The 22,924-nt window shown below is 72.7% G+C and carries 21 protein-coding genes and 1 rRNA gene; 10 read left to right on the top strand and 12 right to left on the bottom strand.

Going from position 1 to position 22,924, the window contains the following annotated elements:
* Nucleotides 1-7 precede the first annotated feature (7 nt).
* A 5S ribosomal RNA gene (gene rrf, locus E1182_RS16995) occupies nt 8-124 on the top strand.
* Nucleotides 125-551: 427 nt separating this feature from the next.
* Nucleotides 552-1,019 (top strand): alpha/beta fold hydrolase, encoded by a 468-nt coding sequence (locus tag E1182_RS32280; RefSeq protein WP_243706258.1) that lies wholly within the window; start codon nt 552-554, stop codon nt 1,017-1,019.
* A 126-nt stretch (nt 1,020-1,145) separates the two neighbouring features.
* Here the strand turns inward: E1182_RS32280 and E1182_RS16985 are convergent, their stop codons facing one another.
* Both E1182_RS16985 and E1182_RS16980 read right to left on the bottom strand, forming a co-directional pair.
* Nucleotides 1,146-2,738, bottom strand: coding sequence for an FGGY-family carbohydrate kinase (locus E1182_RS16985; RefSeq protein WP_132266108.1), 1,593 nt, complete (start codon nt 2,736-2,738; stop codon nt 1,146-1,148).
* Between the two features lie 3 nt (nt 2,739-2,741).
* A complete protein-coding gene (locus tag E1182_RS16980) occupies nt 2,742-5,045 on the bottom strand; it encodes an aminotransferase class III-fold pyridoxal phosphate-dependent enzyme (RefSeq protein ID WP_132266106.1) in 2,304 nt (767 codons plus the stop codon).
* Nucleotides 5,046-5,165: 120 nt separating this feature from the next.
* Here E1182_RS16980 and E1182_RS16975 point away from each other — a divergent pair, with 120 nt between their 5' ends.
* From E1182_RS16975 to E1182_RS16965, 3 genes are all read left to right on the top strand, one after another.
* Nucleotides 5,166-6,371 carry a CdaR family transcriptional regulator gene (locus tag E1182_RS16975; protein WP_243706257.1) on the top strand — a complete coding sequence of 402 codons (1,206 nt, stop codon included), beginning with the start codon at nt 5,166-5,168 and terminating at the stop codon, nt 6,369-6,371.
* A 29-nt stretch (nt 6,372-6,400) separates the two neighbouring features.
* On the top strand, nt 6,401-7,057 hold the full coding sequence (locus tag E1182_RS16970) for a response regulator transcription factor (RefSeq protein WP_132266104.1): 657 nt from the start codon (nt 6,401-6,403) through the stop codon (nt 7,055-7,057).
* A 116-nt stretch (nt 7,058-7,173) separates the two neighbouring features.
* A complete protein-coding gene (locus E1182_RS16965; RefSeq protein ID WP_132266102.1) occupies nt 7,174-7,776 on the top strand; it encodes a response regulator transcription factor in 603 nt (200 codons plus the stop codon).
* On the opposite strand, the gene E1182_RS16960 is transcribed toward E1182_RS16965, so the two are convergent.
* The 7 genes from E1182_RS16960 to E1182_RS16930 all read right to left on the bottom strand — a co-directional run bounded on the left by E1182_RS16960 (nt 7,706) and on the right by E1182_RS16930 (nt 16,070).
* Complete coding sequence (locus E1182_RS16960; RefSeq protein ID WP_132266099.1) at nt 7,706-9,469, bottom strand: ABC transporter ATP-binding protein; 1,764 nt, start codon at nt 9,467-9,469, stop codon at nt 7,706-7,708. The two genes, E1182_RS16965 and E1182_RS16960, sit on opposite strands and share 71 nt — an antisense overlap.
* Nucleotides 9,466-11,133, bottom strand: coding sequence for an ABC transporter ATP-binding protein (locus E1182_RS16955; RefSeq protein ID WP_132266097.1), 1,668 nt, complete (start codon nt 11,131-11,133; stop codon nt 9,466-9,468). Before E1182_RS16955 ends, E1182_RS16960 begins: the two co-directional genes overlap by 4 nt.
* 72 nt (nt 11,134-11,205) lie before the next feature.
* On the bottom strand, nt 11,206-11,325 hold the full coding sequence (locus E1182_RS16950) for a SapB/AmfS family lanthipeptide (RefSeq protein ID WP_132266095.1): 120 nt from the start codon (nt 11,323-11,325) through the stop codon (nt 11,206-11,208).
* A gap of 72 nt (nt 11,326-11,397) precedes the next feature.
* Nucleotides 11,398-11,517 (bottom strand): SapB/AmfS family lanthipeptide, encoded by a 120-nt coding sequence (locus E1182_RS16945; protein ID WP_088974649.1) that lies wholly within the window; start codon nt 11,515-11,517, stop codon nt 11,398-11,400.
* A gap of 72 nt (nt 11,518-11,589) precedes the next feature.
* Nucleotides 11,590-14,169, bottom strand: a complete 2,580-nt coding sequence (lanKC, locus tag E1182_RS16940) for a class III lanthionine synthetase LanKC (RefSeq protein WP_132266092.1) — start codon at nt 14,167-14,169, stop codon at nt 11,590-11,592.
* A 174-nt stretch (nt 14,170-14,343) separates the two neighbouring features.
* On the bottom strand, nt 14,344-15,153 hold the full coding sequence (locus E1182_RS16935; protein ID WP_132266090.1) for a methyltransferase domain-containing protein: 810 nt from the start codon (nt 15,151-15,153) through the stop codon (nt 14,344-14,346).
* Between the two features lie 83 nt (nt 15,154-15,236).
* A complete protein-coding gene (locus E1182_RS16930) occupies nt 15,237-16,070 on the bottom strand; it encodes an NAD(P)H-binding protein (protein WP_132266088.1) in 834 nt (277 codons plus the stop codon).
* A gap of 90 nt (nt 16,071-16,160) precedes the next feature.
* On the opposite strand from E1182_RS16930, the gene E1182_RS16925 reads away from it, so the two are divergent.
* A complete protein-coding gene (locus E1182_RS16925; RefSeq protein WP_132266086.1) occupies nt 16,161-17,054 on the top strand; it encodes an AraC family transcriptional regulator in 894 nt (297 codons plus the stop codon).
* 82 nt (nt 17,055-17,136) lie between these two features.
* Nucleotides 17,137-18,207 carry a PIN domain-containing protein gene (locus tag E1182_RS16920; RefSeq protein ID WP_132266084.1) on the top strand — a complete coding sequence of 357 codons (1,071 nt, stop codon included), beginning with the start codon at nt 17,137-17,139 and terminating at the stop codon, nt 18,205-18,207.
* A gap of 33 nt (nt 18,208-18,240) precedes the next feature.
* Here E1182_RS16920 and E1182_RS16915 read toward each other — a convergent pair whose 3' ends face one another.
* The gene (locus E1182_RS16915) at nt 18,241-18,936 is read right to left on the bottom strand and encodes a DUF2306 domain-containing protein (RefSeq protein ID WP_243706256.1); all 696 of its coding nucleotides are present in this window, start codon (nt 18,934-18,936) and stop codon (nt 18,241-18,243) included.
* 287 nt (nt 18,937-19,223) lie between these two features.
* On the opposite strand from E1182_RS16915, the gene E1182_RS16910 reads away from it, so the two are divergent.
* The 3 genes from E1182_RS16910 (at nt 19,224) to E1182_RS16900 (ending at nt 21,624) form a co-directional block, all read left to right on the top strand.
* Nucleotides 19,224-19,406 (top strand): hypothetical protein, encoded by a 183-nt coding sequence (locus tag E1182_RS16910; protein WP_207921427.1) that lies wholly within the window; start codon nt 19,224-19,226, stop codon nt 19,404-19,406.
* A gap of 157 nt (nt 19,407-19,563) precedes the next feature.
* Nucleotides 19,564-20,499, top strand: a complete 936-nt coding sequence (locus tag E1182_RS16905; RefSeq protein ID WP_132266078.1) for an alpha/beta hydrolase fold domain-containing protein — start codon at nt 19,564-19,566, stop codon at nt 20,497-20,499.
* Between the two features lie 138 nt (nt 20,500-20,637).
* Nucleotides 20,638-21,624: a hypothetical protein gene (locus E1182_RS16900; protein WP_132266076.1), complete on the top strand. Its 987-nt coding sequence runs from the start codon at nt 20,638-20,640 to the stop codon at nt 21,622-21,624.
* 81 nt (nt 21,625-21,705) lie between these two features.
* Here the strand turns inward: E1182_RS16900 and E1182_RS16895 are convergent, their stop codons facing one another.
* Both E1182_RS16895 and E1182_RS16890 read right to left on the bottom strand, forming a co-directional pair.
* Nucleotides 21,706-22,407: a hypothetical protein gene (locus tag E1182_RS16895; RefSeq protein ID WP_132266074.1), complete on the bottom strand. Its 702-nt coding sequence runs from the start codon at nt 22,405-22,407 to the stop codon at nt 21,706-21,708.
* Nucleotides 22,408-22,550: 143 nt separating this feature from the next.
* The coding region (locus E1182_RS16890; RefSeq protein WP_207914432.1) for a cellulose binding domain-containing protein at nt 22,551-22,924 on the bottom strand (374 nt) is incomplete at its 5' end.

Here is a 22,924-nt window from a genome sequence, read left to right as displayed (position 1 = left end):
ATAGTGTTACGGCGGTCATGGCGGAGGGGAAACGCCCGGTAACATTCCGAACCCGGAAGCTAAGCCCTCCAGCGCCGATGGTACTGCACTCGTGAGGGTGTGGGAGAGTAGGACACCGCCGGACAATTTTCATAGTTCAGGGCCACCCCCGGCCGGGGGTGGCCCTGAACTGCATTCCCCCCCGAAAACACCAGCCGCGAGCACCGGTGGCGACGCGGCACAATCTCACGTTCTCCGATTTCCGGATACGATCTCCGGAATGGAGATTTTCGAGGGCGCGGACGGCACCCGGCTCGCGTACCACCGATCCGGAGAAAGCGAGCCGTTGGTCTGCCTGCCCGGCGGTCCGATGCAGGCGTCGGCCTATCTTGGTGACCTGGGTGGGATGTCGGCGTACCGGTCGCTGCTGCGGCTGGATCTGCGAGGCACCGGCGAGTCCGCAACCCCGGCGAAACCAACCACCTACCGCTGCGACCGGCAGGTCGCCGACGTCGAGGCGCTGACATCCCGAGCGGGTCGGTGCGCTGGTCCTGGTCACCCCCAGCCCGATCGTGGTCGGGCTCACGGTCGCCGACCTGCAGCGGCGGGCGGTGGCCGAGCTGCGCCAGGGGGAGGCCTGGTATCCCGCCGCCTTCGCCGCGTTGCAACGGATCTGGTCAGGCGCGGCCACGGCCGACGACTGGGCGGCGACCACCCCGTTCACCTGGGGCCGGTGGGACGAGGCCAGCCGAGCCGAGGCCGCCCGGCAGGCGAGCGGGAAGAACGCCGAAGCCGCGGCGGTCTACTACGCCGACGGGGCGATCGACTCTCGGGCGGTGCGCGCCGCGTTGGCCGACCGTGACGCGCCGGTGCTGATCGTCGCAGGCGAGTACGACGTGGCGCTGCCACCGAAGGTCGCGGTCGAGTACGCGACGTTGTTTCCACGCGGTGAGTCGGTGGTGCTGCCCGGCTGCGGACACCAGCCGTGGCTCGACGACCCCGGCGGCTTCCGCCGGGCGCTGACGGCGTACCTGACCTGACCCTGACCGACCGCTCGGTGGCTCGTGACCGGGCTGGCCCATCCGGTTGCGGCCAGTGGTGGCATCCGGCGCCGGGGACACCACGAACTGCCGTACCGGGGTGGATTATTCGGCCCCGGGGACGGTTCAGCGGTGGTGCAGCCGCCGGTAGACGGGAGCCAACCGCTTGTGCAGGTCCTGGTAGACGTCGAAGATCTCGTCGTAGGTGGCACGATGCTCTGCCGTCGGCTCGAAGACCCGGTCGTTGCGGATCAGGCCGGGAATGTCGGCGAACGAAAGCATTCCGGTGCCGACCGCACCGATCCAGCCCGCGCCGCGGGCGTTGACCGCGAGCGGCTGGGCGTCCCGGCGAATCTGCATGCCGAGCACGTCGGCGAAGATCTGGCACCACGAGTCCGACAGTGCCCCGCCACCGGTGATCGCCATCGACGTGACGGGCGCGCCGAGGAACCGGTCGACCGCCCGGGCCAACCACCGGGTGTTGAGCGCGACGCCCTCGAAGACCGCGCGCAGCAGGTCCGAGCGGTTGGTGTCGAGGGAGATGTTGAGGAACGCGGCGCGCAGGTGCGGATCGTCGACCGGGGCGCGTTCGCCGTAGAGCCAGGGCGTGTAGAGCACCCCGTTGGCCCCCGGCGGCACCGTTGGGATGATCGTGTCAAAAGCGTCGAAGATGGTTCCCTCGTCGCGGGTCACGTGCCCGGCACCGAGCAGCAGGTCGTCGTACTCCACCACCTTGTCGCGCAGCCAGGTGAGATTGGCCCCGGCGGTCGCCTGGAGGGCGGTCATCAGGTAGCGGTCCGGGATGGCGCACGGCACGGCCGCGATGCCGGCGCCGACGTCGGTCTTCTTGCGGCGGACGTGGGCGGCGATCCACGACGAGGTGCCGAGGTAGAGGTGGGGTTCGTTGTCACCGGTGGTGCCGGCCCCGATCGCTGCGGCGGTGTTGTCGATGGCGCCGGCGACGACCCGTACCGACTCGGGCAACCCCAGGTGGGCGGCGGCGGCGGGGGCGAGTGTGCCGATCACCTCGGTGCAGGCCACGATCGGGGGCAGCTTGTCCCGGTCGATGCCGCAGTCGGCGACCAGGGCCGGGGCGTAGCGGATCTCGCCGGGCCGCCGGTTGTCGGTGACCCACGAGGTCAGGATCGAGTCGACCGTTGCCACGGTGCGTCCGGTCAGCTTCAGGTTGATCCAGTCGAGCACGTTGAGGAACGACGCGGTCCGCTCGTACACCGCCGGCATCTCGTCGCGGACCAGCAGCATGTGGGCGGCGGGATCCTTGCCGGTCACCGACGGCATCCCCCCGGTGAGGCGCAACCAGCGGACGATCCGGCGCACCGAAATTCCCTGGTACGCCGGAAATCCGGCGAACTGCCGTCGCAGGTGCGGCGCCCCGCGCATGTCGAGCCAACTGATGCAGGCGGTCAGCGGCTCGCCGTCGGCGTCGACGGCGATGGTCCCCTCGCCCTGGGTGGAGGCGCACACGGCGGTGACCGCCCGCATCTGCTCGGGATGGGCGCGACCCAGGTCGGCGGTGACCTGCCCGAGGGCCTCCCACCACGCCAGGGGGTCCTGTTCGGCGCCACCGCCGGGCAGCAGCCGCAGCGGCACCGCCCGTTCGGCCCAGCCGGTGACCGTGCCGTCGGCGGCGACGAGCGCGGCCTTCATCCCGGAGGTGCCGAGGTCGACCGCCAGGATCTGCGCAGCGGCGACGCCCATTGGTCAGACTCCCTCGACGAGAGCGAAGACCCGGTCGAACCGGTCGAGCGCGTCGTCGATGACCTCGTCGGTGTCGGCCATCGAGGTGTACATCCGGGAGCCGGCCAGGGTGATGATGCCGTGGGCGGCGTACGCGGCGCCCATCTGTTCCATCAGCCGCTTGCGGGCCTTGTTCTCCTTGAGCAGCTTCAGCGGGTTACGCATGTCCAGCAGCATGACGCCACTGCACTCCAGGTGCACGATCGACCCCTGGTTGTAGGCGACGTACGGCAGGCCGTACCGGTCGATGAGGCGTTGCAGGCCCCGGGTGAGGCGGTCGCCGGCCCGGCCGGCGATGACCGGGGCGTTGGTGCGGGCCATCTCCTGGATCGCGAAGTAGCCGGCAGCGCAGGAGAGCGGATTCGCCGACAGAGTACCGCCGACCTGGATGTGGGCGCCGCTCTTGCCGTCCAGGCCGGAGCCGAACACCGCCATGACGTCGGCGCGCCCGCCGACACCGCCGGCCATCGGGTAGCCGCCGGAGACGGCCTTGCCGAGGACGGTCAGGTCGGGGGTGACACCGAAGTAGCCGGCGGCGCCACCGAGGCCGAGCCGGAACCCGGTGACCACCTCGTCGAAGACCAGCAGCGCGCCGAACTCGTCGCACAGCTCGCGGACCTTGGCGTTGTAGTCGCGGGGCACCGGGCGGGTGCCGGACTCCGGGCCGACCGGCTCGACCACGACCGCGGCGGTGCCGCCGCGCAGCCGGTTCTCGACCAGCTTGCGCTTGAGCTGCCCCAGCTCGTGGGGGAAGGCCTCGCGGGTGCGGCTGGTCGCGCCGAACGGGATGCCCTTGGCGTTCATCCGGTAGGTGCCGGGCACCCGTAGCCCGTACACCATCGTGTCGGACCATCCGTGGTACGCCCCACCGAGCTTGATCACCATCTTCTTGCCGGTGAAGGCCCGCGCCCCTCGCACGGCGGCCATCACCGCCTCGGTACCGGAGCCGAGGGCCCGGTACATCTCGATGTGCGGCATGTACCGGTGGATGATCTCGGCGAGTTTGAGTTCGTACTCGTGGAACAGGCCGGTGACCGGACCGGAGGCGTGGACGACCTCGGCGACCTGCTCGTTGACCGGTCCGTAGTTGCTGCCCAGGATGGTCGGGCCGCCGGCCTGGAGGAAATCGATGTAGACGTTGCCGTCGCGGTCGACCAGGTGGGCACCCTCGGCCTTGTCGATGGCGAGCGGGAACGGGTAGTTGAACGCCAGGTTGTGCTGCACCCCGCCGGGGATCCGCCGCTTGGCCCGGTCGGTGATCTCCTTGCTGGCCCGGCACTTGGTGTCGAAGTGGTTGAGCACGTCGAGCATCGCGTCGTGGCGCAGCCCGCGTACCGGCTGGGCGATCAGCGCCTTGAGCCGGCGCATGACGTCGGGGACGTCGGGATACTCGCTGATGGCGTACCCGAGGCGGGCCGACTCGGCGCCGGGCGCGTCCGGCCCGGCGGTGCCGTTCTCGCCGGCGGGGTCGGCGCTGCCGCTGTCGCCGGTGGGGTTCGCGCTGCCGGCGGGGGCGATCTCGGCGGCGGTGGCATCGGCGCTGGGCAGCTCCTCGTCGGCGGGCACCCGCAGCGGTTCGACGGCCTTGGTGATCTGGGCCGCGATGCGCTTCTCGTCGGCGCGCAGCTTGCCGAAGGCGATCTCACGGATCGGGGCGGGAATGGTGTAAACCCTGCCGGCCTCGGTGGTCAGGGCCATCAGGTAGGCGATGGAGACCTTCTCCAGCAGGGCCATGTTGAACACCGCCCGGTCGGGATCGGTGCCGAGGGCGACGATGCCGTGGTTGGCGATGATGAAGGCGTTGTCCCCGCCGGCCACCTTCTTCTGCACGTTCTTGGCGAGGAAGCCGGTGCCGGACGGTGCGTAGTCGACGATCGCGACCTGCTTGCCGAGGAACCGCACCTGCTCGTCGGTGAGGGCGGGGATCGGTTTGCGGAGAAAGGCCAGGGCGGAGGCGTACGGCTGGTGGGTGTGCACGATCGCGTTGACGTCGGGCCGTTCGCGGTAGATGTTCGCGTGCATCCCGCACTCGATCGACGGTGCCAGGCCGGCGCCGGTCTCGTCGGGTACGTGCCGGCCGTCGAAGTCGACGATGCAGATGTCCTCGACGCGCATCCGGTCGTAGTCGTAGTTGCTCGGCGTCACCGCGTAGAGCCGGTGCCCGGGGATGCGCACCGAGACGTTGCCCTCGGTGGCCTTGAGGTAACCCCGGTCGAGCATGGTCCGGCACATGTCGACGACGTGCTGGCGGGACATCCGGTGCTCCACGACGATCTCCTCGCTCCACAGGGGGTGGTGCCCATCGTCGCCCCGGGTCCGGCTCGGAGCACCGTCCCCGCGACAGCGAGATTGCCGACCGGACCTATCACGGCGTGACAAAATCGCGCGGTGACCGCGACCCCGTGGCGGCGTCTGCCCGCCGACCTGTCCACCGCGATGCGCCCGCACCTGCCCGCGACCGTCGGGGCGGTGGCGGTCGCGGTCACCGAGGCGACACCGGCCTTCGCCACCATCAAGGCGGCCAAGTTCGAGCGGGATGTCCGCACCGCGGTGCAGGTTGCCCTCGAACGCTTCCTCGACCTGGTCGGCACCGACGAACCCGCGCTGCCGCCCCGGATCCGGGAGGTCTTCGTCGCCCTCGGCGCGGCCGAGGCGCGGGAGGACCGGGGGCCGGAGGCGCTGCTGGCGGCGCTGCGGATGGCGGCGCGACTGATGCTGCGGCTGGCGTCGGAGTCACTGGCGCGGCTGCGTCCGATCGACATCGGCGAGCTGATCGACCTGTCCGACGCGATCAGCGCGTACGTCGACGAGCTGGCCGCGGCGAGCACCGACGGGTATGCCCTGCAGCTGCGCGAACAGGCCGGGGAGGGGGACCGGCGCCGGCACCAGTTCGCGGAGCTGCTGCTGCGCGGCGACGGCATGCCCAGCGCGGTCGAGGCGGCGGCGTCACGGATCGGGTGGGCGGACCTCGACGAGGTGGTGCCCGTCCTGTTGCCGCCCGACCAGGTGCGCGACGCCCGGTTCCGGTACGGCGCCGACGGGTTGGTGATCGAACGGCGCGCCGACGCGGTGCTGCTGCTGCGTGCCGGTCCCCGTACCGCCCGTGCCCCCTTGGCGGAGACGCTGGCCGGACGGCAGGCGGTGGTGGGGCCGACGCTGGGGTGGGCGCAGGTGCCGGCAGCCGTCCGGCTCGCCGAGCTGACCGTCGGGCTCGTCGACCCCGATCCCGGTCCGGTCTTCGTCGACGACCATCTGATCACCCTGACCCTTCGTGGGGAGGCCGGCGCGCTGGCCGTGCTGACCACCCGGCGGCTGGCCCCGCTGGCGCACCTGCGCCCGGCGCAGCGCGACAGCCTGCTGGTGACCCTGTACAGCTGGTTGCGGCACTGGGGTTCCCGCGCGGAGGTCTCGGCGGAGCTGTTCGTCCACCCGCAGACGGTCAGCTATCGGCTCAAACGCCTGCGCGACCTGTACGGGACGGACCTGGACGACCCAGCGGTCCGCTTCGAACTGCTGCTGGTGCTGGCGAGGCGACTGGACCTGCCGCGGCCCCGGACCCGGTGGCGAAGCGGTGGCGACACCGGGCGGGGGTGAACAGTAGGCGTGGCGGGCACAGGAACCAGATGAACGACACACGCAACGAGCGGGGACCGATCCCGGCGGACGGGGATCACCGGCCGGTGGTACGGGTCGCGGTGGTGGCGCAGCGGGGTCTACTGCGGACGGCCGTGGCCGCGGTCCTCTCCTCGGCACCCGGGTTCGAGCTGACCGGGGAGGCCACCCCCGGTCCCGACGTGGCGACGGTGGTCGCCGGGCGACCCAACCTGCTCGTGGTGGACCTCGACGCGGTGGACGATCCGTCCACACTGACCCGGGGGCCAGATCCGGTGCCGGCCGGCTGCGCGCTGGTGGGACTGACCGCCCGGCATACCCCGCGGACGCTGCGCCGGGCGCTGCGCGCGGGCGTGCGGGGTGTCATCAGCACCGATGTGCCGCCACAGGAGCTGATCGGGCAGCTGCGCGCGATCGCGGGCGGGCAGCGGATGCTGGACCAGCAGGCGGCGTTGGCGGCGCTGGACGCGGCGGTCAATCCGCTCAGCGAACGGGAGCGTCAGGTGGCCATCGCCGCCGCTCGGGGGTGGCCGGCCCGGGACATCGCTGCCCACCTGCACCTGGCTCCCGGCACCGTACGTAACCTCCTGTCCGCCCTGTTGCGCAAGACCGGCAGTCGCACCCGATGGGAGGCGGTCCAACGCGCTCGGGATGCGGGCTGGATCTGACGACAGATAGACGCACGGCTATCGCTATGGGACTCCTTTCCCTAGGATTCTTGACCGTGCGTCATTGACTGCGCACGACACGTCAGGCCGCGGGGGTCGGTGATCGGGAGCTTTGTATGGTCCGCACGCTGCTTGCGATCAGGAGTGGGCTGGTTCGGGGGGCGTTGGCCCACCTGCTGGCCGTGGAGGACGACATCGAGGTGGTGGGCGAGACGGACGGCCCGGACGGGTTCGAGGCGACGCTGCGGGCCGTGTGCCCCGACGTGGCGGTGACCGACGTCGACACGGTTCCCCCGGAGCGGTGGTTCTCCGACGACCCGGCCGCTGGGGTGACCCGGTTGCTGGTCCTGGTCGAGCAGCGGCGGGCAGTGCGACTGCGACCGCTGTTCACCGAGCACCACCAGCGGATCGGCTTCCTGAGCCACGACGTGGCACCGGACCGGATCGTCGCCGGCGTGCGTCAGCTCGCCGGAGGACTGGTCGTGCTCGACCCGGACCTGGTGGTGGCGGCGCTGGAGGGCGGCGACAATCCGCTGACCCCTCGCGAGCAGGAGGTGCTCGACGTGGCGGCCGAGGGCCTACCGGTCCGCGACATCGCGGTCAAGCTGGCGCTGTCCGCCGGAACGGTTCGCAACCACCTGTCCCGGATCATGGCGAAGACCAGGGCGCGGACCCGGCTGGAAGCGGTGCGCATCGCTCGGGAGTCGGGCTGGATCTGACCCCGTAGCCGACCAGTTCCCGATAGGCGGGACAGCGGGCGAGTAGACCCCGGTGGGTGTCCACGACGGCCGTGCGGCCGTCGAGCAACAGCACGCGGCGGGCGCGCAGCGCCGAGCTGAGCCGGTGCGCGATGACCACCAGTGTGCCGGGCCGGTCGGCGAACGCCTCCTCCAGTCGGGCCTCGGTGGCCGGATCGAGGTGGCAGGTCGCCTCGTCGAGGATCACCAGCCCGGCGGTGGCCAGCCAGGCCCGCAGCAGGGCTACCTGCTGGCGTTCTCCCGCCGAGAGGTCCGTCGGGCACAGCGTCGCGTCGTAGCCGCCGAGCCGGACCAGCAGCCCGGTGAGCCCCAGCCGCTCCGCCGCCGCGCTGATCGCCGAGTCCGGCACGTCGGGGTTCAGGTAGGTGAGGTTCTCCCGGAGGGTGCCGGTGAAGACGTACGCCTCCTGGGGAATCAGGACCCGACGGGTGGCCAGCTCGGCCGGCGTCGACTCCGCCACCGGTGCCCCGCCGAGATGGACCGTGCCGGCCTGCGGGCGCAGCACCCCGGCGATCAGTGCCGCCAGGGTCGACTTGCCGATCCCGCTCGCCCCGACGATCACCAGGTGGTCGCCGACGGGCACGTCCAGGTCGAGCCGGTCGAGGACGGGCTCGGCGTGCGGTCCGTACCGGAACGACACACCGCGCAGGGACAGCGCCGGCGCGGCCGGGTCGGCCGGTGGCAGCGGGGCGCGGGGGATGATCGACGCGGCGGGGGCGTGGGTCCGCAGCAGCCGGTCGAGGGTGACGGCGAACCGCAGCCCGCCAGCGGCGACCCCGTGGACCAGGGTGTGCAGGGCGGGTTGCACGCCGTGCACCACGTAGACGAGTGCGCCGAGCACCGCGCCGGGTCCGAGCCCCTGCCGGACCAGCCACCCAGTCGCCAGGAGCACCACCGGCACCGGCAGCCATCCGCCGACGGCCAGGGTGAGGCCCCGGGTGACCGCCATGGTGGCCAACCGTCGCTCCACCCGGGCCTGCCGGTCGATGTGCTCACCGACCCACCGGGTGACCCGGTCCCGCGCGCCGCTGGCGGTGACGTCGCGGTGGCCGGTCACCGCCGTCACCGCGGCCCGACCCAGGTCCTCACCGGCCAGCACGTACTGCCGCTGCCGCGCGATCATCGCGGGCAGGGCCGCCGCGAACAGCCCCAGACCGGCCAGCACCGGCCCGGCCACCAGCAGCCCGACCGGTGCGGCCAGGGAGAACAGGCCGACGAGGGCGGCGCCGGTGGCGAACAGGAAGCCGCGCACCACCATCAGCAGGCCCGCGTAGGTGTCCCGGACCATCTCCACCTGGTGGGTCAACCGGGCCACAGCGGCGTCGTCGCCCCGCCCAGCGGTCGCGCCGGCCACCGCGCCGGTGACCACCCGGCGCAGCAGGTCATCGCGGAACGGTTCGACCACCGCGCCGAGCAGGGCATACGCCCGGTGGGTGCCGGCCGCGCCGACGAGCACGGCGAGGGCGAGCAGGCCGAGCCAGAGCAGCCCGGCCCCCGGCCGACCGGCCAGGAACCCGTGGTCGATCGCCCGCGCGGTCAGCAGACCCGCCAGCAGCGCCGGTAGCGCCTCGGCCAGCGACCAGCCGGCCAGCCGCCACAGCTCGCCGCGGCGGGCCCGCAGCGCCGCGAGGGTCACCTGCCCGACCGTGGTCACGACGGGAACACCGAGCGGTAGTCGGGGTCGGCCGACAGCGTCGCGTGCGGGGCGACCGCACGGAGCCGACCGCCGTCCAGCCAGGCCACCAGGTCCGCCCGGGCAGCCAGGTCGGCCCGGTGGGTGACCACGATCCGGGTACGCCCGTCGGCCGCGGCGGTCAGCGTCCGGGTCACCCGGTACTCGGTGGCGGTGTCCAGGCTGGACGTGGCGTCGTCGAGGATCAGCAGCCGCTCGGCGCGCAGCGCGCGGGCCAGCCCCAGGCGCTGCCGTTCCCCGCCCGACATGGCGACGTCGGCCAGCGGGGTGTGGTAGCGGTCGGGCAACCGCGCGACGAAGTCGTCGATGGCCGCCGCGGCGACCAACGGCACCGGATCCGCCTCACCCGCGACGGCCTCGCCGACGGTCTCGCCGACCAGCACGGGCCGTTCGAAGCCGTAGCCGACCGCACCGCGCAGGGCCGCCGCGGTCAGCTCCGGCAGCGGCACACCGTCGAGGCGTACCTCGCCGGTGTCCGGATCGCGCAGTCGCCCGGCGACGGCGGCCAGCAGCGACTTGCCCGAACCGGACGCGCCCACGACGGCGAGCAGCGCCCCGCCCGGGACCCGCAGGTCCATCCGATCGAGCAGGATCCGCCCGTCGTCGCCTCGGACGCTGACCCCGCGCAGTTCCAGCTCACCCGGGCCGGGCGGCAGGGTGCGGGTGCCGTGCCGGCGCACCGGATCGTCGAGCACGTCGGTGGCGCGGCGGCAGCCGGCGCGTACCCGTACCGCCGTGTGCAGGGTGCTCACCACGGTGCCCAGCCCGGCGCCGAGTGCGGCGTACTGCAGGGCGGCCAGCAGTTCGCCCGGGGTCAACCGACCGGCGGCCAACGACAGTCCGCCGACGGCGACCACGGCCAGTTGCAGCAGCGGGTTGAGTACCGCGCCGCGGGTCGCCGCCCCGGCCAGCACGGTCCAGGTTCGCGCGCCGTACGCGCGCAGCGCCGTGACGGGGGCGAGCACCCGGACGACCTCGCGGTCTGCGGTGCCGGCGGCGGCGATGGTGCGGGCCCCGGCCAGGGCCTCGACGAGCCGGCCGGCGAGTGCGCCCTGGGCCTGCTGGTAGCCGGCGACGGCAGCGGAGGCGTCGGCGACGAAGCGGCGCAGCAGCACCCCCAGCAGCAGCACCCCCAGCACGAAGGTGAGGCCGAGCCACGGGTCGATCAGGGTGAGCGCGACCAGGCTGCCCAGCGGGGGCAGCAGCACGGTGGCGACCCGCACGGCGGTGGGCGCGGCCTGGCCGGCGTCGGCGACCTGGCCGACCAGCCGGCCCACCAGGTCGCCCACCGGGCGGCGGGTCGCGGCGCGCGGGTCGAGGGCGAACAGGTGCCGGACCAGGGTGTGCCGCAGCGCGGCCACCGAGCGGGCGGTCGCCGCACCGGTGCCGTAGTCGGCGATCGCACCGGTGGTGACCAGCACGGCGATCAGCCCGACGACGGTGAGCAGCCACCGGTCGGACGAGGCGTCGGGTGCGGTGCCGACGGCGGCGTCCACGGCCCGGCCCAGCGCGGCGGGCAGCGCGAGTTCGGCGGCCACGCCGACCACCGCGGCCACCGCCAGCACCGGGGTCCACCAGCCGGCGGAGCCGACGGCGCGGAGCAGGAGCCGGTCGGCGGAGTCCATCGCCCCTCTCTCCGTCGCGCGGCCCCGGACCGGTGGGTACCGGGTCCGGGGCCAGGCGAACCGATTGTCAGGTCACTTGCAGGTGGTGACGCTCAGCGAGCTGTCGCCGCAGAGCAGCAGGCTGGCGCGGCTGCCGCCGCCGGTGCGCTCGGCGGCCGGCAGTTCCATTCCCTGGAGGTCGAGCAGAGCCATCTCGGTCCTTCTTTCTCTTCGGTGGTGCGGACGGGGTAGCTGTGGTGGTCGTCGAACCGACGACCGTGGGGGTCACTTGCAGGTGGTGACGCTCAGCGAGCTGTCGCCGCAGAGCAGCAGGCTGGCCTGGCTGCCGCCGCCGGTGCGCTCGGCGGCCGGCAGCTCCATTCCCTGGAGGTCGAGCAGAGCCATGTCGTGGCACCTCCTTTCCGTGTGCGTCGGGTCGGTGGGCCCCGGGGTGACCCCCGGGGAGCTGTGGGCTGATCAGCCGTTCATGGCCGGGGCGGCCATCGGGGTGGCGTCGGTCAGTGGGGTCAGGAACGGCAGCTGGACGGCTTCGGCCGCACCGGCCGGCCGGGTCGTGGCCAGCGCGGTCAGCACACCGGCGGTGCCGGTGGCCAGGTCCATGGACAGCCGCAGCAGCTGGTCGCCGGGAAACGCGGTGCCGGACTGGTACGGCAGGGCGTGCCAGCTGAGCAGTCGTGCCTGCTGCCGGGCGGCGTCGTGGTCGCCCCGGGCGGCCAGGTAGGCCACGATCCCGGCGCGGCCGGCGAAGAGGCCGGACTGGGCGTAGAACGGGAAGTCGGCACAGCCCCGGATCTGCCTCGCCGCGGTGTGCAGCTCCTCGTCGGGGCGGTGGCGCAGGTACTGGTCGAGGACCAGTCCGATGCCGACGCTGCCCTCGGCGAGGTACGGCATGGTTCGCCAGCCCTCGTTGACCTCCAGATGCCCCCCGTCGCGCCGCACGCACCGGCGCAGGTCCTGCCGGAGTGCGGTGGCGGCGTGGTCGAGCAACGCCGGGTCGCCGTCGAGTTCGTAGCGGCGCAGCAGCATCAGCGCCACCCCGGCGCCGCCGCGCATCAGTCCCGCGTACGGGTGGCGCCCGCCGCTGATCTCGGCGACGGAGTCGACGTCGCCGAGCCGGTCGACGACCAGGCCGACGGCCTGCCGGGCGGCGTCGGCGTAGCGCCGTTCGCCGGTGACGGCGGCGAAGTGGGTGAGGTTGAGCGCGATCCCGGACAGGCCGCCGGTCAGGTCGTTGCCCAGTTGTGTCCACGGCTCGTCCAGGCACATGTCGAGCAACCGCAGGGCCGCGTCGCGGTGGCCGAGCCGGTCCAGCACGTAGGCGATGCCGTGCAGTCCGTCGTAGAAGCCCAGTCGGCTGCCGGAGTCGGGTTGGCGTGCCCGATCGACGAGCCACCGTTCGTGCTCGGGGTCGGTGGGGACGCCCGCGGAGTGCAGCGCCCACAGCACCCCGGCGGCGCCGTGCGCGATGCCGAGCCCGCCGTCGGTGCCGGAGAACTGCCGGATGTCGCCGGGGAAGAGCCGATCGTCGCGGTGCGGGGTGGCGCTGGCGGTGATCGCGGTGGCTAGTCGGTCCCGCAGTCCGGGCCAGTCCTCCGGTTCGACGCGCAGGGTGTCCCGGACCGCGACGGTCAGGCCCGGGGCGCCGCCGGTGATCTCGGCGACGGTCTCGTCGAGCAGGTGGCGCGGGACGGGGAAGCGCTCGCCGACGATGTCGGCCAGGTGCAGGGCCTTCTCGGGGGCCAGCCGCAGCATCGCGGTCAGCGGCAGGAACAGCGCCAGCCGCAGGCAGGCCAGGGCGTACCGGTCGACGGCGGCGCCGGTGCGGTCGCGCGGCGCGGCGAAGGCCTGGTTGCGCAGCGCGGGCCGCACCGCCTCGTCGACGGGGACGGCGACCTCGAAGTCGATCAGGGTGACGGTGCCGTCGTCGCCGACCATGATGTTGAACATGTGCAGGTCGCCGTAGACGATCCCGTGGGCGTGGACGGCGTCGACCGCCTCGGTGACCTGCCGGTGCACGTCCAGCGCCCACTTGGTGTAGGCGTCGGGGTCGGCGTCGGGGTGGACCAGCGGGTGGCGTTCCACGACGAGCTGGTTGAGCGGGCGGCCATCGACGAACGTCAACGCCAGGAACTCGTGGCCGCCGAACGAGAACTCGTCGTGCACCCGCACCAGGTGCGGCACGTCGGCCAGCCGGCGCAGCATCTCGGCCTCGCGGCGCAGCCGGGTCACCGCGTCGGTGCCGGTGGCGTCCAGTCCCGCGTACGGGCGGGCCTCCTTGAGCACCACCCGTGCACCGGTGCGGGTGTCGCGCGCCTCGTACAGACCGCCACCGTTGGAGAAGTGGATCACCTTGTCGATCCGGTACGGCAGGTCGGCGGTGTTGGCGGCGTTGCGGGCGGCCAGGTGCGGGGCGAGGAAGTCGGGCAGCGTGACCCATTCGGGGGTGTGGAAGACCGGGTCCCGGCGGTCCGGCACCAGCGTGCCGTTCGGGTCGGCGATCGCGGGGACGACCTGCCCGTCGGGGGAGAGGCAGAAACGGGCGGCGAAACCGCCGTAGCGCAGGTAGACCGGGCCGTCGCCGTAGCGCAGGTCGCTGAGGATGTACGGCCCGGGTTCGCCGTCGAGCAGCGCCGCCAGCTCTTTGGCGGTCAGCTCCAGCTCCGCGTCGTCGCGGGGGTAGACGGTGACGAACTTGCCGCTGGCGCCCCGGCGGGCGTACTTGCTGTTGCGCATCAGCAGCATCCGCGGTCCTCGCAGGTGCTTGAACGGGATGCCCCGTGGCTGGCAGTAGTCCATCACCCGGGTCAGCACCCGCTCGGCGTTGTCCAGGCAGGCCGACACGTGGATCTTCCAGCCCTGCGGGGGTAGGGAACCGCCAACCGGACCGTGGACCAGCCAGTCGTCCTTGACCTCGCACTCCCAGCCGGCCGGCAGCGGTCGGTCGGTCGCGTAGCCGGTGGGCTCGGCGTTCGCGTTGGCCAACGAGTCGTAGAAGAGCGGGTCGACCGCGCAGTACGAGTCGTACCGGTCATCCATGTCGTCTGCCTCCGCCGCCTGATCGGTTGACGTCAATCCTGCGGCCGGCCACCCGATGAGCAAAGTGTGATCAGTCACGTGCGGAAGGTGAGAATCTCACCGTGAAGTCGTGACAATGGCGGAGTTTGAAGTCGCGAATGCTGCATCACCAGTGACGATGCCGGCCGGGCCGGTTCAGGCGCGGCAGACGATCTCGCCGTGCAGGACCACCAGCCAGCCGTCGTCGGCGGCGGCCCAGCGCAGCCAACCGTCCGCGATCCGGTCCAGGTCGGCCCGGGTGGCCGCGCCCGTGTCGACCGCCTGGCGGGCCAGGTCGGACTCGCGCACCCGCTGCGCCCACATGTCGGCCCACCAGCGCCGGTCGGCCGCAGTCGCGAAGCACCAGGTGCCGGCCGTGGCGGTGACGTCGGTGAACCCGGCCGCCCGGGCCCACGACAGCAGTCGCCGCCCGGCGTCGGGCTCACCGCCGTTGGCCCGGGCCAGCCGCCGGTACAACGTCAACCAGTCGTCCAGCGCCGGCTCCGCCGGAAACCAGGTGAAGGCGGAGTAGTCGCTGTCGCGGGCTGCCACCACGCCCCCGGGTCGGCACACCCGCCGCATCTCCCGCAGCGCCCGTACCGGGTCCGCGACGTGTTGCAGGACCTGGTGGGCGTGGACGACGTCGAACGTGGCGTCGGGCAGGTGCAGCCCGTGCACGTCGCCCGCGACGAAGTCCACGTTGGTCACCTCTCGGCGGGCCGCCTCCTGGCGGGCCAGGTCGAGGACCGCCGGGTCCGGTTCCACGGCGGTCACCCGCCCGGGGGTGAGGCGGCTCGCGAGGTCGGCGGTCAGCGTGCCGGGGCCGCTGCCGACGTCGAGCAGGGACATTCCGGCGGTGAGGTGTGGCAGCAGGTACGCGGCCGAGTTCTCCGCCGTGCGCCACCGGTGCGAGCGCAGGACGGACTCGTGATGGCCGTGGGTGTAACGGTTCTGCGTGTTCGTCATGCCGGCGACCCTACTCCCGTCATCCCAAAATGCAGGAGCGTTTTCCTAACATATGAGAGACGGGTGATGTCCGCGCCGCTTCGCTACGACCACGCGCCGGTGGCCGCGGCGCGGGCCGCGTAGTGGTCGAAGTCGACGGGCTCGCGGCCGAGCACCCGACGCACACCATCGACGGGCTCGGCGGTGTACCCCGCACGCATGCCGGCGAACATCCCCCCGAGGTCCGCCGCGAACTCCTCGGGAACACCCTCGGCCAGGAGCTCGGCCCGGTACTCCTGCGGGGTGAGCTCCGCGTACCGCATCGGTCGCCCGGCCGCCGCCGCCATCGTGGCGACCGCCTCCGCGAAGGTCAACGCCCGAGGGCCGGACAGCTCGTAGACCTGCCCATGGTGGCCGTCGGTCGTCAGTAGGGCCGCCGCCACGTCGGCGACGTCCTGGGCGTCGATGAACGGTTCCGGCACGGCCCCGATCGGCAGGGCCAACCGGCCGGCCCGCAGCGGCGCGTGCCACAGGTCCTCGTCGAAGTTCTGGCAGAAGTTGTTGGGGCGGATGATCGTCCACTCCGCGTCCGATTCGCGTACCGCCCGTTCGGTGGCGGACATGCCCTGGAAGGAGTCCGCCGCGACCTGCTCGATGCCGCGACCGGACAGCGCCACGACACGCCGGACCCCCGCCGCGGTGGCCTGCTGGACGAAGGGGCGGGCCAGCGCCGGATCATCGGGCGCGACGAGGTAGACCGCACCCGCCCCCTCCAGCACGGCAGGCCAGGTGTCCTGGTCGGACCAGTCGAAACGGACCTCGCTGGTGCGGGACGCCGCCCGGACCTGCCTGCCCGCCGTCCGCAGGGTGCGTACCAGTCGACGTCCGGTCTTGCCCGTCGCCGCGAGAACCACGATCGGATTTCCGTGTGCTGTCATGGTGGCCAGTCAACCGGCGATGATCCGCCACGGGCATGGCCGGTCGTGCGCCCCTCATGTGTGATCGTCCGGACCGCTATCGTCGATGCCGTGGATCCGATCGACGATCTGCTCCGGGGCGTTCGCGCGGCCGGGGCCGACCTCTGTCGTACCGAGTTGTCGCCGCCGTGGTCGCTGCGGTTCGCCGACGAGGCGTCGCTGACCCTGTGCGCGCCGTTGCGGGGCGGGGGGTGGCTCTCCGTCGCCGACAACGCGGAGCCACGATGGCTACGGGTGGGCGACACCGCGATCGTGCGGGGGCACGGAAAGGCCGTCCTCACCGACCGGCCCCGAACGACGTCGTCGGTGGGGCCGAGCACCACCGCCCGCACGGTTCTGCTGACCGGCACGTACCACGTGCGCAGCGCCGTGTCCCGGCGGCTGCTCGACGTGCTGCCCCCCGTGCTGGTGGTTCCCGACAGCGACGACTGCGCTGTGGTACGCGAGTTCCTCGACACCCAGGCCGCCGCGTGCCCACCGGGCCGACAGGTCGTCCGGGACCGCCTCGTCGACTGGCTGATGGTGTGCACGCTGCGGGAGTGGTTCGACCAGCCGGAGGTCGCCGGATCCGGCTGGGTCCGCGGCTTCGACGACAGCGTCGTCGGTCCGGTGCTGCGGGCGATGCACGCCGCGCCGGACAAGCCGTGGACGCTGGCCACCCTGGCCCGCGAGGCACGGGTGTCGCGCACCACGCTGGTCGACCGGTTCGGTGGGCTGGTCGGGGAGCCGCCGTTGGCCTACCTGACCCACTGGCGGATGAGCGTCGCCGCCGACCTGCTCACCGGATCCACCATGACCGTCGGCGCGGTCGCCCACGAGGTCGGCTACGCGGACGCGTTCGGCTTCAGTTCCGCCTTCAAGCGGATCCACGGACTGAGCCCGACTGCCTACCGCAGGAACTGCCGGGCGGATGCTGCCTGCGCCGGAGCCGCCTGCGGCGCGTGACCGGCGGGTGGTGGAATCGCCCTCCATCGACCCCATGCGCGCGCCGCGGCAGGGGCGGCGCCGTCGGGCGTACGCTGACCGGGTGGATCAAGAAGACCGCATCGCACTGTTCCTCGACTACGAGAACCTGGCCCTCGGGGCGCGTGACCATCACGGCGGGCGGCCCTTCGACTTCCGGCCGATCGCCGACGCCCTCGCCGAGCGCGGACGGGTGGTCGTGCGGCGGGCGTACGCGGACTGGTCGTACTTCGACGAGGACCGGCGGATGCTCACCCGCTCCCACGTGGAGCTGATCGAGATTCCCCAGCGGATGGGCGCCTCCCGCAAGAACGCCGCCGACATCAAGATGGCGGTCGACGCGGTGGAGCTGGCCTTCGAACGTGACTACATCTCGACCTTCGTCATCTGCACCGGCGACAGCGACTTCACCCCCCTGGTGCACAAGCTCCGCGAACTCAACAAGCGGGTGATCGGGGTCGGCGTGGAGAAGTCCACCTCGGCGTTGCTGCCGCCCGCCTGCGACGAGTTCCTCTACTACGACCGGCTCGAAGGGGTCGACCTTCCGCCGGCGCGTGGCCAGCGGGGCCGCCCGGCTCGGCTGCCGGACGCCGGCGCGCAGGCCGAGCAGGACCTGGACCGGACGCCGGCCACCGAGCAGGAGCGGGTCCGTGACGTGGACGCGCTCGCCGTGGTCGTCGCGCAGACCGTGGCCGGTCTGCAGGGCGGCGCCGGCGGTACGGTGACGGCGTCCCGGCTCAAGCTCACCCTGTTACGCAAGGATCCGACCTTCAGCGAGTCCGACTACGGGTTCCGCACCTTCGGTGAGTTGTTGCGCCACCTCGCCGCGCACAACGTCGTCGAACTGGCCGAGGGGCCGGCCAAGGGCGACCCCGAGGTGTCGCTGCCCGAGCACGGCGATCGGGAGGTGGCCTTCGGGCTGCTGCGTACCGTGGTGGCGGAGCTGGCCGCCGCCGGTGGCCCGGTCGCGCTCTCCGGGCTGAAGAACCAGCTGCGGCGGGCCCGGTCCGACTTCAGCGAGCAGAAACTCGGGTACCGCGGCTTCCTGCAGTTCTGCAAGGCGGCGGCCACGGCCGGGGTCATCGAGCTGGCCTGGAGCGCCGACGCGGAGGACTACCTGCTCACCCCGCGCTGAGCTTCCGGGTCGCCCGCGGGGCCGGCGGTGCCCTCACCGGCCTGGTGCTGCCACCTCGGCTCGCCCGGCCGCCGGGGCACCGGTGGCGCGGTGGGCCGTCCGTCGGCTCTTGTGCCGCCGGATGACATGTTCGGCCACGGCCAGGTTGATCAGCCAACCGGCGAGCATCAGCAGAGCGCGGCTGAGCTCGCTGGTCTGACCGAACGCGACGATCCACGGCCCGAGCGTCAGTACCTGCGTGCCCGCGCCCAGGCCGATCGCGTAGCCGCGGGTCATCCAGGCGCGGTGCCGGGCGATGTCCCGTCGCCGTACGGCGGCGAAGCCGAGGACGATGGACCCGACCATGGCGGAGCCGAACAGCAGCCGGAATCCGGTCAGGAGTACGCCGTCGCCCGGCGGCTGCGGGTAGGACACGGTCATCCAGAGACCCGACAGCGCCGCGGCGAGCCCACACGGGATGAGCAGCAGTCCGGCGGTGCGGTGCCAGCCGGGCCGCCGGCGGCGCAGGGAGGGCGCGAACTGGAGGGCACCCACGAGGCAGTAGAAACTCGCGGTCACGATGTGCACCACCACGGGCCCGGGTGCGGCGAAGAAGCGGGCGTTCTCCGGCTCGATCGGTGCCCCGCCGGCCAGCTCGGTCAACCGGAGGGCGCCGGCGAGCACCGGCACGACGCTGAGTGAGAGCAACAGGACGGGCGCGAGCCATTCTCGTCGTGCGGAGGGGGACACAGCGGGCCTTCTTTCTCTGGTTCCGCGGGTCGACACGTCGACGATCCGCACCGGGTGTACGCCGTACACCTGGTCTGACAGGTTAGGGTGTACGCCGTACACGGTCAAGAGGGGGTCCATCCGTGGGTCTCGCGGGTCATCGAGTCACGCACCAGCCCGACGCCCGTCGTCCTCGACTACCTGAACTGGCTCGCCGGGAACGTCGGGGTCGTCCTCGTGGCCCATGTACGAGCGCCTGACGCTGGCCGACGACGGCGGTTTCGCCTGGCCGCAGGGGGCAGCAACGGGTGCCGTCCGGGGTATACGGGGGCGGGTCGGCGTTGATGCGGCGGCTCGCCGAGCGCGACAACACGATCATCCACTGGCCGGAGGGAAACCCCGGCGGTCACTTCGTGGCCATGGAGGTGCCCGAGGCGCACGCGGCCGACATTCGTGCCTTCTTCGGCAAGCTGCGGGGCCGGTCGGCATAGTCACCGGGTGGTGGTCGTGCGCCTGCGGTGCCGGCTCCCGCCGCCGTACCATCGGATTGATCTGCGGCGCGTCCGGCGGTGCCCAGCGGTCGGTGCCCGTCGGACGGCACCGGTGCCGCCCTCGGGCGGCGTTCGCCCCCACGTCGATGGAGGACGCATGTCCGTTCTGGCCCGGCCAGGGGTCGCCGCCGTGACGGCGCGGGTGTTGCAGGCGCTGGCCCCGGCGGTGGTCGGCACGACCGGCCGGCGGCGCGGCAAGGTTTTCCCCGAGTGTCCGGGCACCACGCGGCAGCTCACCATCCCCACCTCGATCGCGCCCGCACGGGCTGTCGTCTACCGCCCGTCGGGGTCGGACCGGCACCCGCCGGTGCATGTCAACCTGCACGGCGGCGGGTACGTGATGCGGGGCGCGCAGTACGACGACCCGTTGTGCCGGTACCTGGCCGCCGTGGCCGGGGTCGTGGTCGTCAACGTCGACTACGTGGTCGCGCCACAGCACCGGTTCCCCGCCGCACCACGGCAGGTCTTCGAGGTGGTGCGCTGGGTGGCCGAGCACGGTACGGACCAGGGGTGGGACGGGTACCGGCTGACCGTCGGCGGGCAGAGCGCCGGTGGCGCGCTCGCCGCGGCGGCGGCGCGCCAGGCGTGGGAGCAGGGTGGGCCGGCGATCGCGCTGCAGGTGTTGCACTACGCGCCGTTGGACCTCGTCACGGACGTGCGGGACAAGCGGTCGGTGATCGACCGGCCGGTACTCCGGCCGTGGCTGGGGGACATCTTCGACAACGCGTATGTGCCGGAGCGGACCATGCGCGCCGACCGGCTGGTGTCACCCGCCGGTCCGGCGGACGACTCGGACCTCACCGGAATCGCCCCCGGGCTGGTCATCACGGCCGAGTACGACGTGCTCCGCGCGGAGGGCCAGCGGTACGCACAGCGGTTGCGCGAGGCCGGCGCGCTGGTCGCCCACCGGGACGTGCCGCAGGTCGACCACGCCTACGACATCAGGGACATCGAGCAGGCCCGGCAGACGTACGCGGTGATCGCCCAGCACGTCCGGCAGGCGACGCGGTCCGCACCGCCCGCCACCACCTGACCGTCGGTGGGGACCATGGTGCTGCCGGTACGGCCTCGGCGACTCCACCTGCCGCTCCTGGTCGGCGTCCTTCTCGCCGCCGTGGTCCCCGGCGGGGCGGTGGCCGCACCGGCGTCCCCCGCAACCACGGTGTGTCGGGTGACCGATGGGCGGCTGGACGAGATCTCCGGGTTGGTCGCCACCGACGACGGCTTCGTCGCGGTCAACGACGGCAGCGACGAAGAGTCACACCGCCGGATCTTCTTCCTCGACGGTGGCTGCGCCGTGACCCGCGCCGTACGCTATCCGTCCCGCCCCCGCGACACGGAGGATCTGGCGGTGACCGCCGACGGCACCGTGTGGGTGGCCGACATCGGCGACAACGACCGGACCCGCGACACCATCGCGGTGTGGACGCTGCGGCCGGGGCAGCGGCGGCCGGTGCTGCATCGGATGAGCTATCCCGACGGCCCGCACGACGCCGAGGCGCTGCTGGTCACCGGCGACGGCCGGCCGCTGGTCGTGACCAAGCAGGTCGGTGGCGCCGGGCTGTACGCACCGGCGACCCCACCGCGGCCGGGGCGGACGGTGCCGCTGTCCCGGGTCGGCGAGGTGCGGCTGCCCGCGACGACCACCGGCAATCCGTACGGCTTCCTCGGCCGACGCCTGGTCACCGGCGCGGCGACGGCCCCGGACCGGCGGCGGGTGGTGTTGCGCAGCTACGCCGACGCCTTCGAGTACGACGTCCCCGACGGCGACGTGCTCGCCGCGCTGACCAACGGCACGCCACGGGTGGTGCCGCTGCCCGACGAGCCACAGGGTGAGGCGGTCACCTACAGCCGCGACGGCCGTTTCCTGCTCACCGTCTCCGAGACCACCGACGCACCGCCGGGCACCCGCCCGGCGGTGCTGCGCTACCCGCTGCCGTCGGCGGATGCGCCGCCGGTGGCGAAGGAGACGGTGGCCCCGCCGGTGCGTCGCCCGAGCGGGACCCCGTCCGCGTCGACCGCCGGCCCCGACGTGGTGCCCGCGCCGGAGCTCGGCAGGAAGGCCGGCGCGGCACCGGTCGGGGTGGGGCTGGTCGGGATCGGCGTGGCGGTGCTGGTGCTGCTCGGGCTGCTCCGGTCACGCCGCCGGCGCGGGTGACACCGGCCGGTCGCCGGGGCCTCGATCGCGGTCTGCCTCACGCGCTCCGGCGGCCAGTGCCCCGGCCGGCTGTCGGTCCTGTCAGCCGGTGACGGAGAAGGAGTTGGTGGTGAAGGTCTTGCCGCCGGCGGACGAGGTGATCTCGTAGCCGAGCTGCACGTCGCCGATGGTCACGTCACCGAACCAGCCCCGGTTGCGGATCCACTGGGCGACCGCGGTGACGTTGACCGTACCCGCGTTGGTGTTGCTGGTCCGGATGAACGAGTAGACCTGGTTGTGCCCGTTGGAGCCCCGGTAGATGTCCCAGGTGTGCCCGCCCACCGTGGCCCGGGTCTGGTAGCTGCCCAGCGGGCCTACCGGGCCGTACTTGTTCATCCACAGCATGATCTCGTGGGCGTGGTCGGTGGTCCAGATGTCGTACGCGGTGGTGAAGGCGACCCCGCTGGTGGGGACGGTGACGTGGAAGTTGCTGGTGACCGTCCCCAACTGGCTGACCCGGCGGCCGATGTGGCGGGTGGCGTTCGGGTAGGACTTGATGCCGCCGGTGTTGGGGTGGTTGGCCCACACCCACCAGTTGCTGGGGGAGTTGGCCGTGATGGTTTGGGGGCCGTGGCCGTTGCCCCAGACGTTGTTGTAGACGGTGTAGCCACCGCTGCGCCAGGTGCCCCACCGGTCGGACGAGGACCAGGCGGCGGCCTGGGCGGGCGCGCCGGGCAGGACCGTGGCCGTGACGGTCAACAGCAGCGCGGTCGCGCCGGTGGTGAGGAAGCGGAGTAGGCGCATGAGATTCCTCCCGATGGTGTCGGTATGCCCTGGTCGTCCCTCAGGCCAGGTTTGACGCCCGCTACTTCAAGCGATGCTTCTCGATGCATACGGTTGTGGTGGGCCGGCCCGGGGCTGGCGGGGTCGCCCCGGGCCGGTCCGGGTCATGCCGTCGCGCCGCACCTCGGCGTCGGGGTGGAGTGCGGGCCGGAACCGATGAAGCCGAAGCTGGCCTTGGCGCCGGCGGCGAGCGCCCCGTTGTAGCTGACGTTTCTCGCCGTCGCCGTGGACCCGCTGGTGGTGAGCGTGGCGTTCCATGCCTGGGTGATCTGCTGGCCGCCGGCCAGCGTCCAGGTGACCGTCCACCCGCGGATCGGGGTGGTGCCGGCGGTCACCTCGATCTCGCCCTGGAAGCCGCCGGACCACTGCCCGGTGGATCGGTAGGTGGCCGTGCACGCGGCGGCAGCCGGCGGCGTGGTCGGTGGCGGGCTGCTCGGTGGGCTCCAGGTCGGCGGCGTCGTGGTGGGCGGGGTCGTGG

It is taken from the genome of Micromonospora sp. KC721 (assembly GCF_004348355.1).
GTDB lineage: Bacteria > Actinomycetota > Actinomycetes > Mycobacteriales > Micromonosporaceae > Micromonospora.
The sequence above is the reverse complement of the archived record's forward strand: the minus strand, read 5'-3'. Positions and strand labels throughout refer to the sequence as shown.

Excerpts from the sequence above, each read along its gene's own strand:
- E1182_RS16985 (WP_132266108.1), bottom strand. The coding sequence starts at position 2,738 with ATGGGCGTCGCCGCTGCGCAGATCCTGGCGGTCGACCTCGGCACCTCC.
- E1182_RS16970 (WP_132266104.1), top strand. The coding sequence starts at position 6,401 with ATGAACGACACACGCAACGAGCGGGGACCGATCCCGGCGGACGGGGAT.
- E1182_RS16965 (WP_132266102.1), top strand. The coding sequence starts at position 7,174 with ATGGTCCGCACGCTGCTTGCGATCAGGAGTGGGCTGGTTCGGGGGGCG.
- E1182_RS16955 (WP_132266097.1), bottom strand. The coding sequence starts at position 11,133 with ATGGACTCCGCCGACCGGCTCCTGCTCCGCGCCGTCGGCTCCGCCGGC.
- E1182_RS16950 (WP_132266095.1), bottom strand. The coding sequence starts at position 11,325 with ATGGCTCTGCTCGACCTCCAGGGAATGGAACTGCCGGCCGCCGAGCGC.
- E1182_RS16945 (WP_088974649.1), bottom strand. The coding sequence starts at position 11,517 with ATGGCTCTGCTCGACCTCCAGGGAATGGAGCTGCCGGCCGCCGAGCGC.
- lanKC (WP_132266092.1), bottom strand. The coding sequence starts at position 14,169 with ATGGATGACCGGTACGACTCGTACTGCGCGGTCGACCCGCTCTTCTAC.
- E1182_RS16935 (WP_132266090.1), bottom strand. The coding sequence starts at position 15,153 with ATGACGAACACGCAGAACCGTTACACCCACGGCCATCACGAGTCCGTC.
- E1182_RS16930 (WP_132266088.1), bottom strand. The coding sequence starts at position 16,070 with ATGACAGCACACGGAAATCCGATCGTGGTTCTCGCGGCGACGGGCAAG.
- E1182_RS16905 (WP_132266078.1), top strand. The coding sequence starts at position 19,564 with ATGTCCGTTCTGGCCCGGCCAGGGGTCGCCGCCGTGACGGCGCGGGTG.
- E1182_RS16895 (WP_132266074.1), bottom strand. The coding sequence starts at position 22,407 with ATGCGCCTACTCCGCTTCCTCACCACCGGCGCGACCGCGCTGCTGTTG.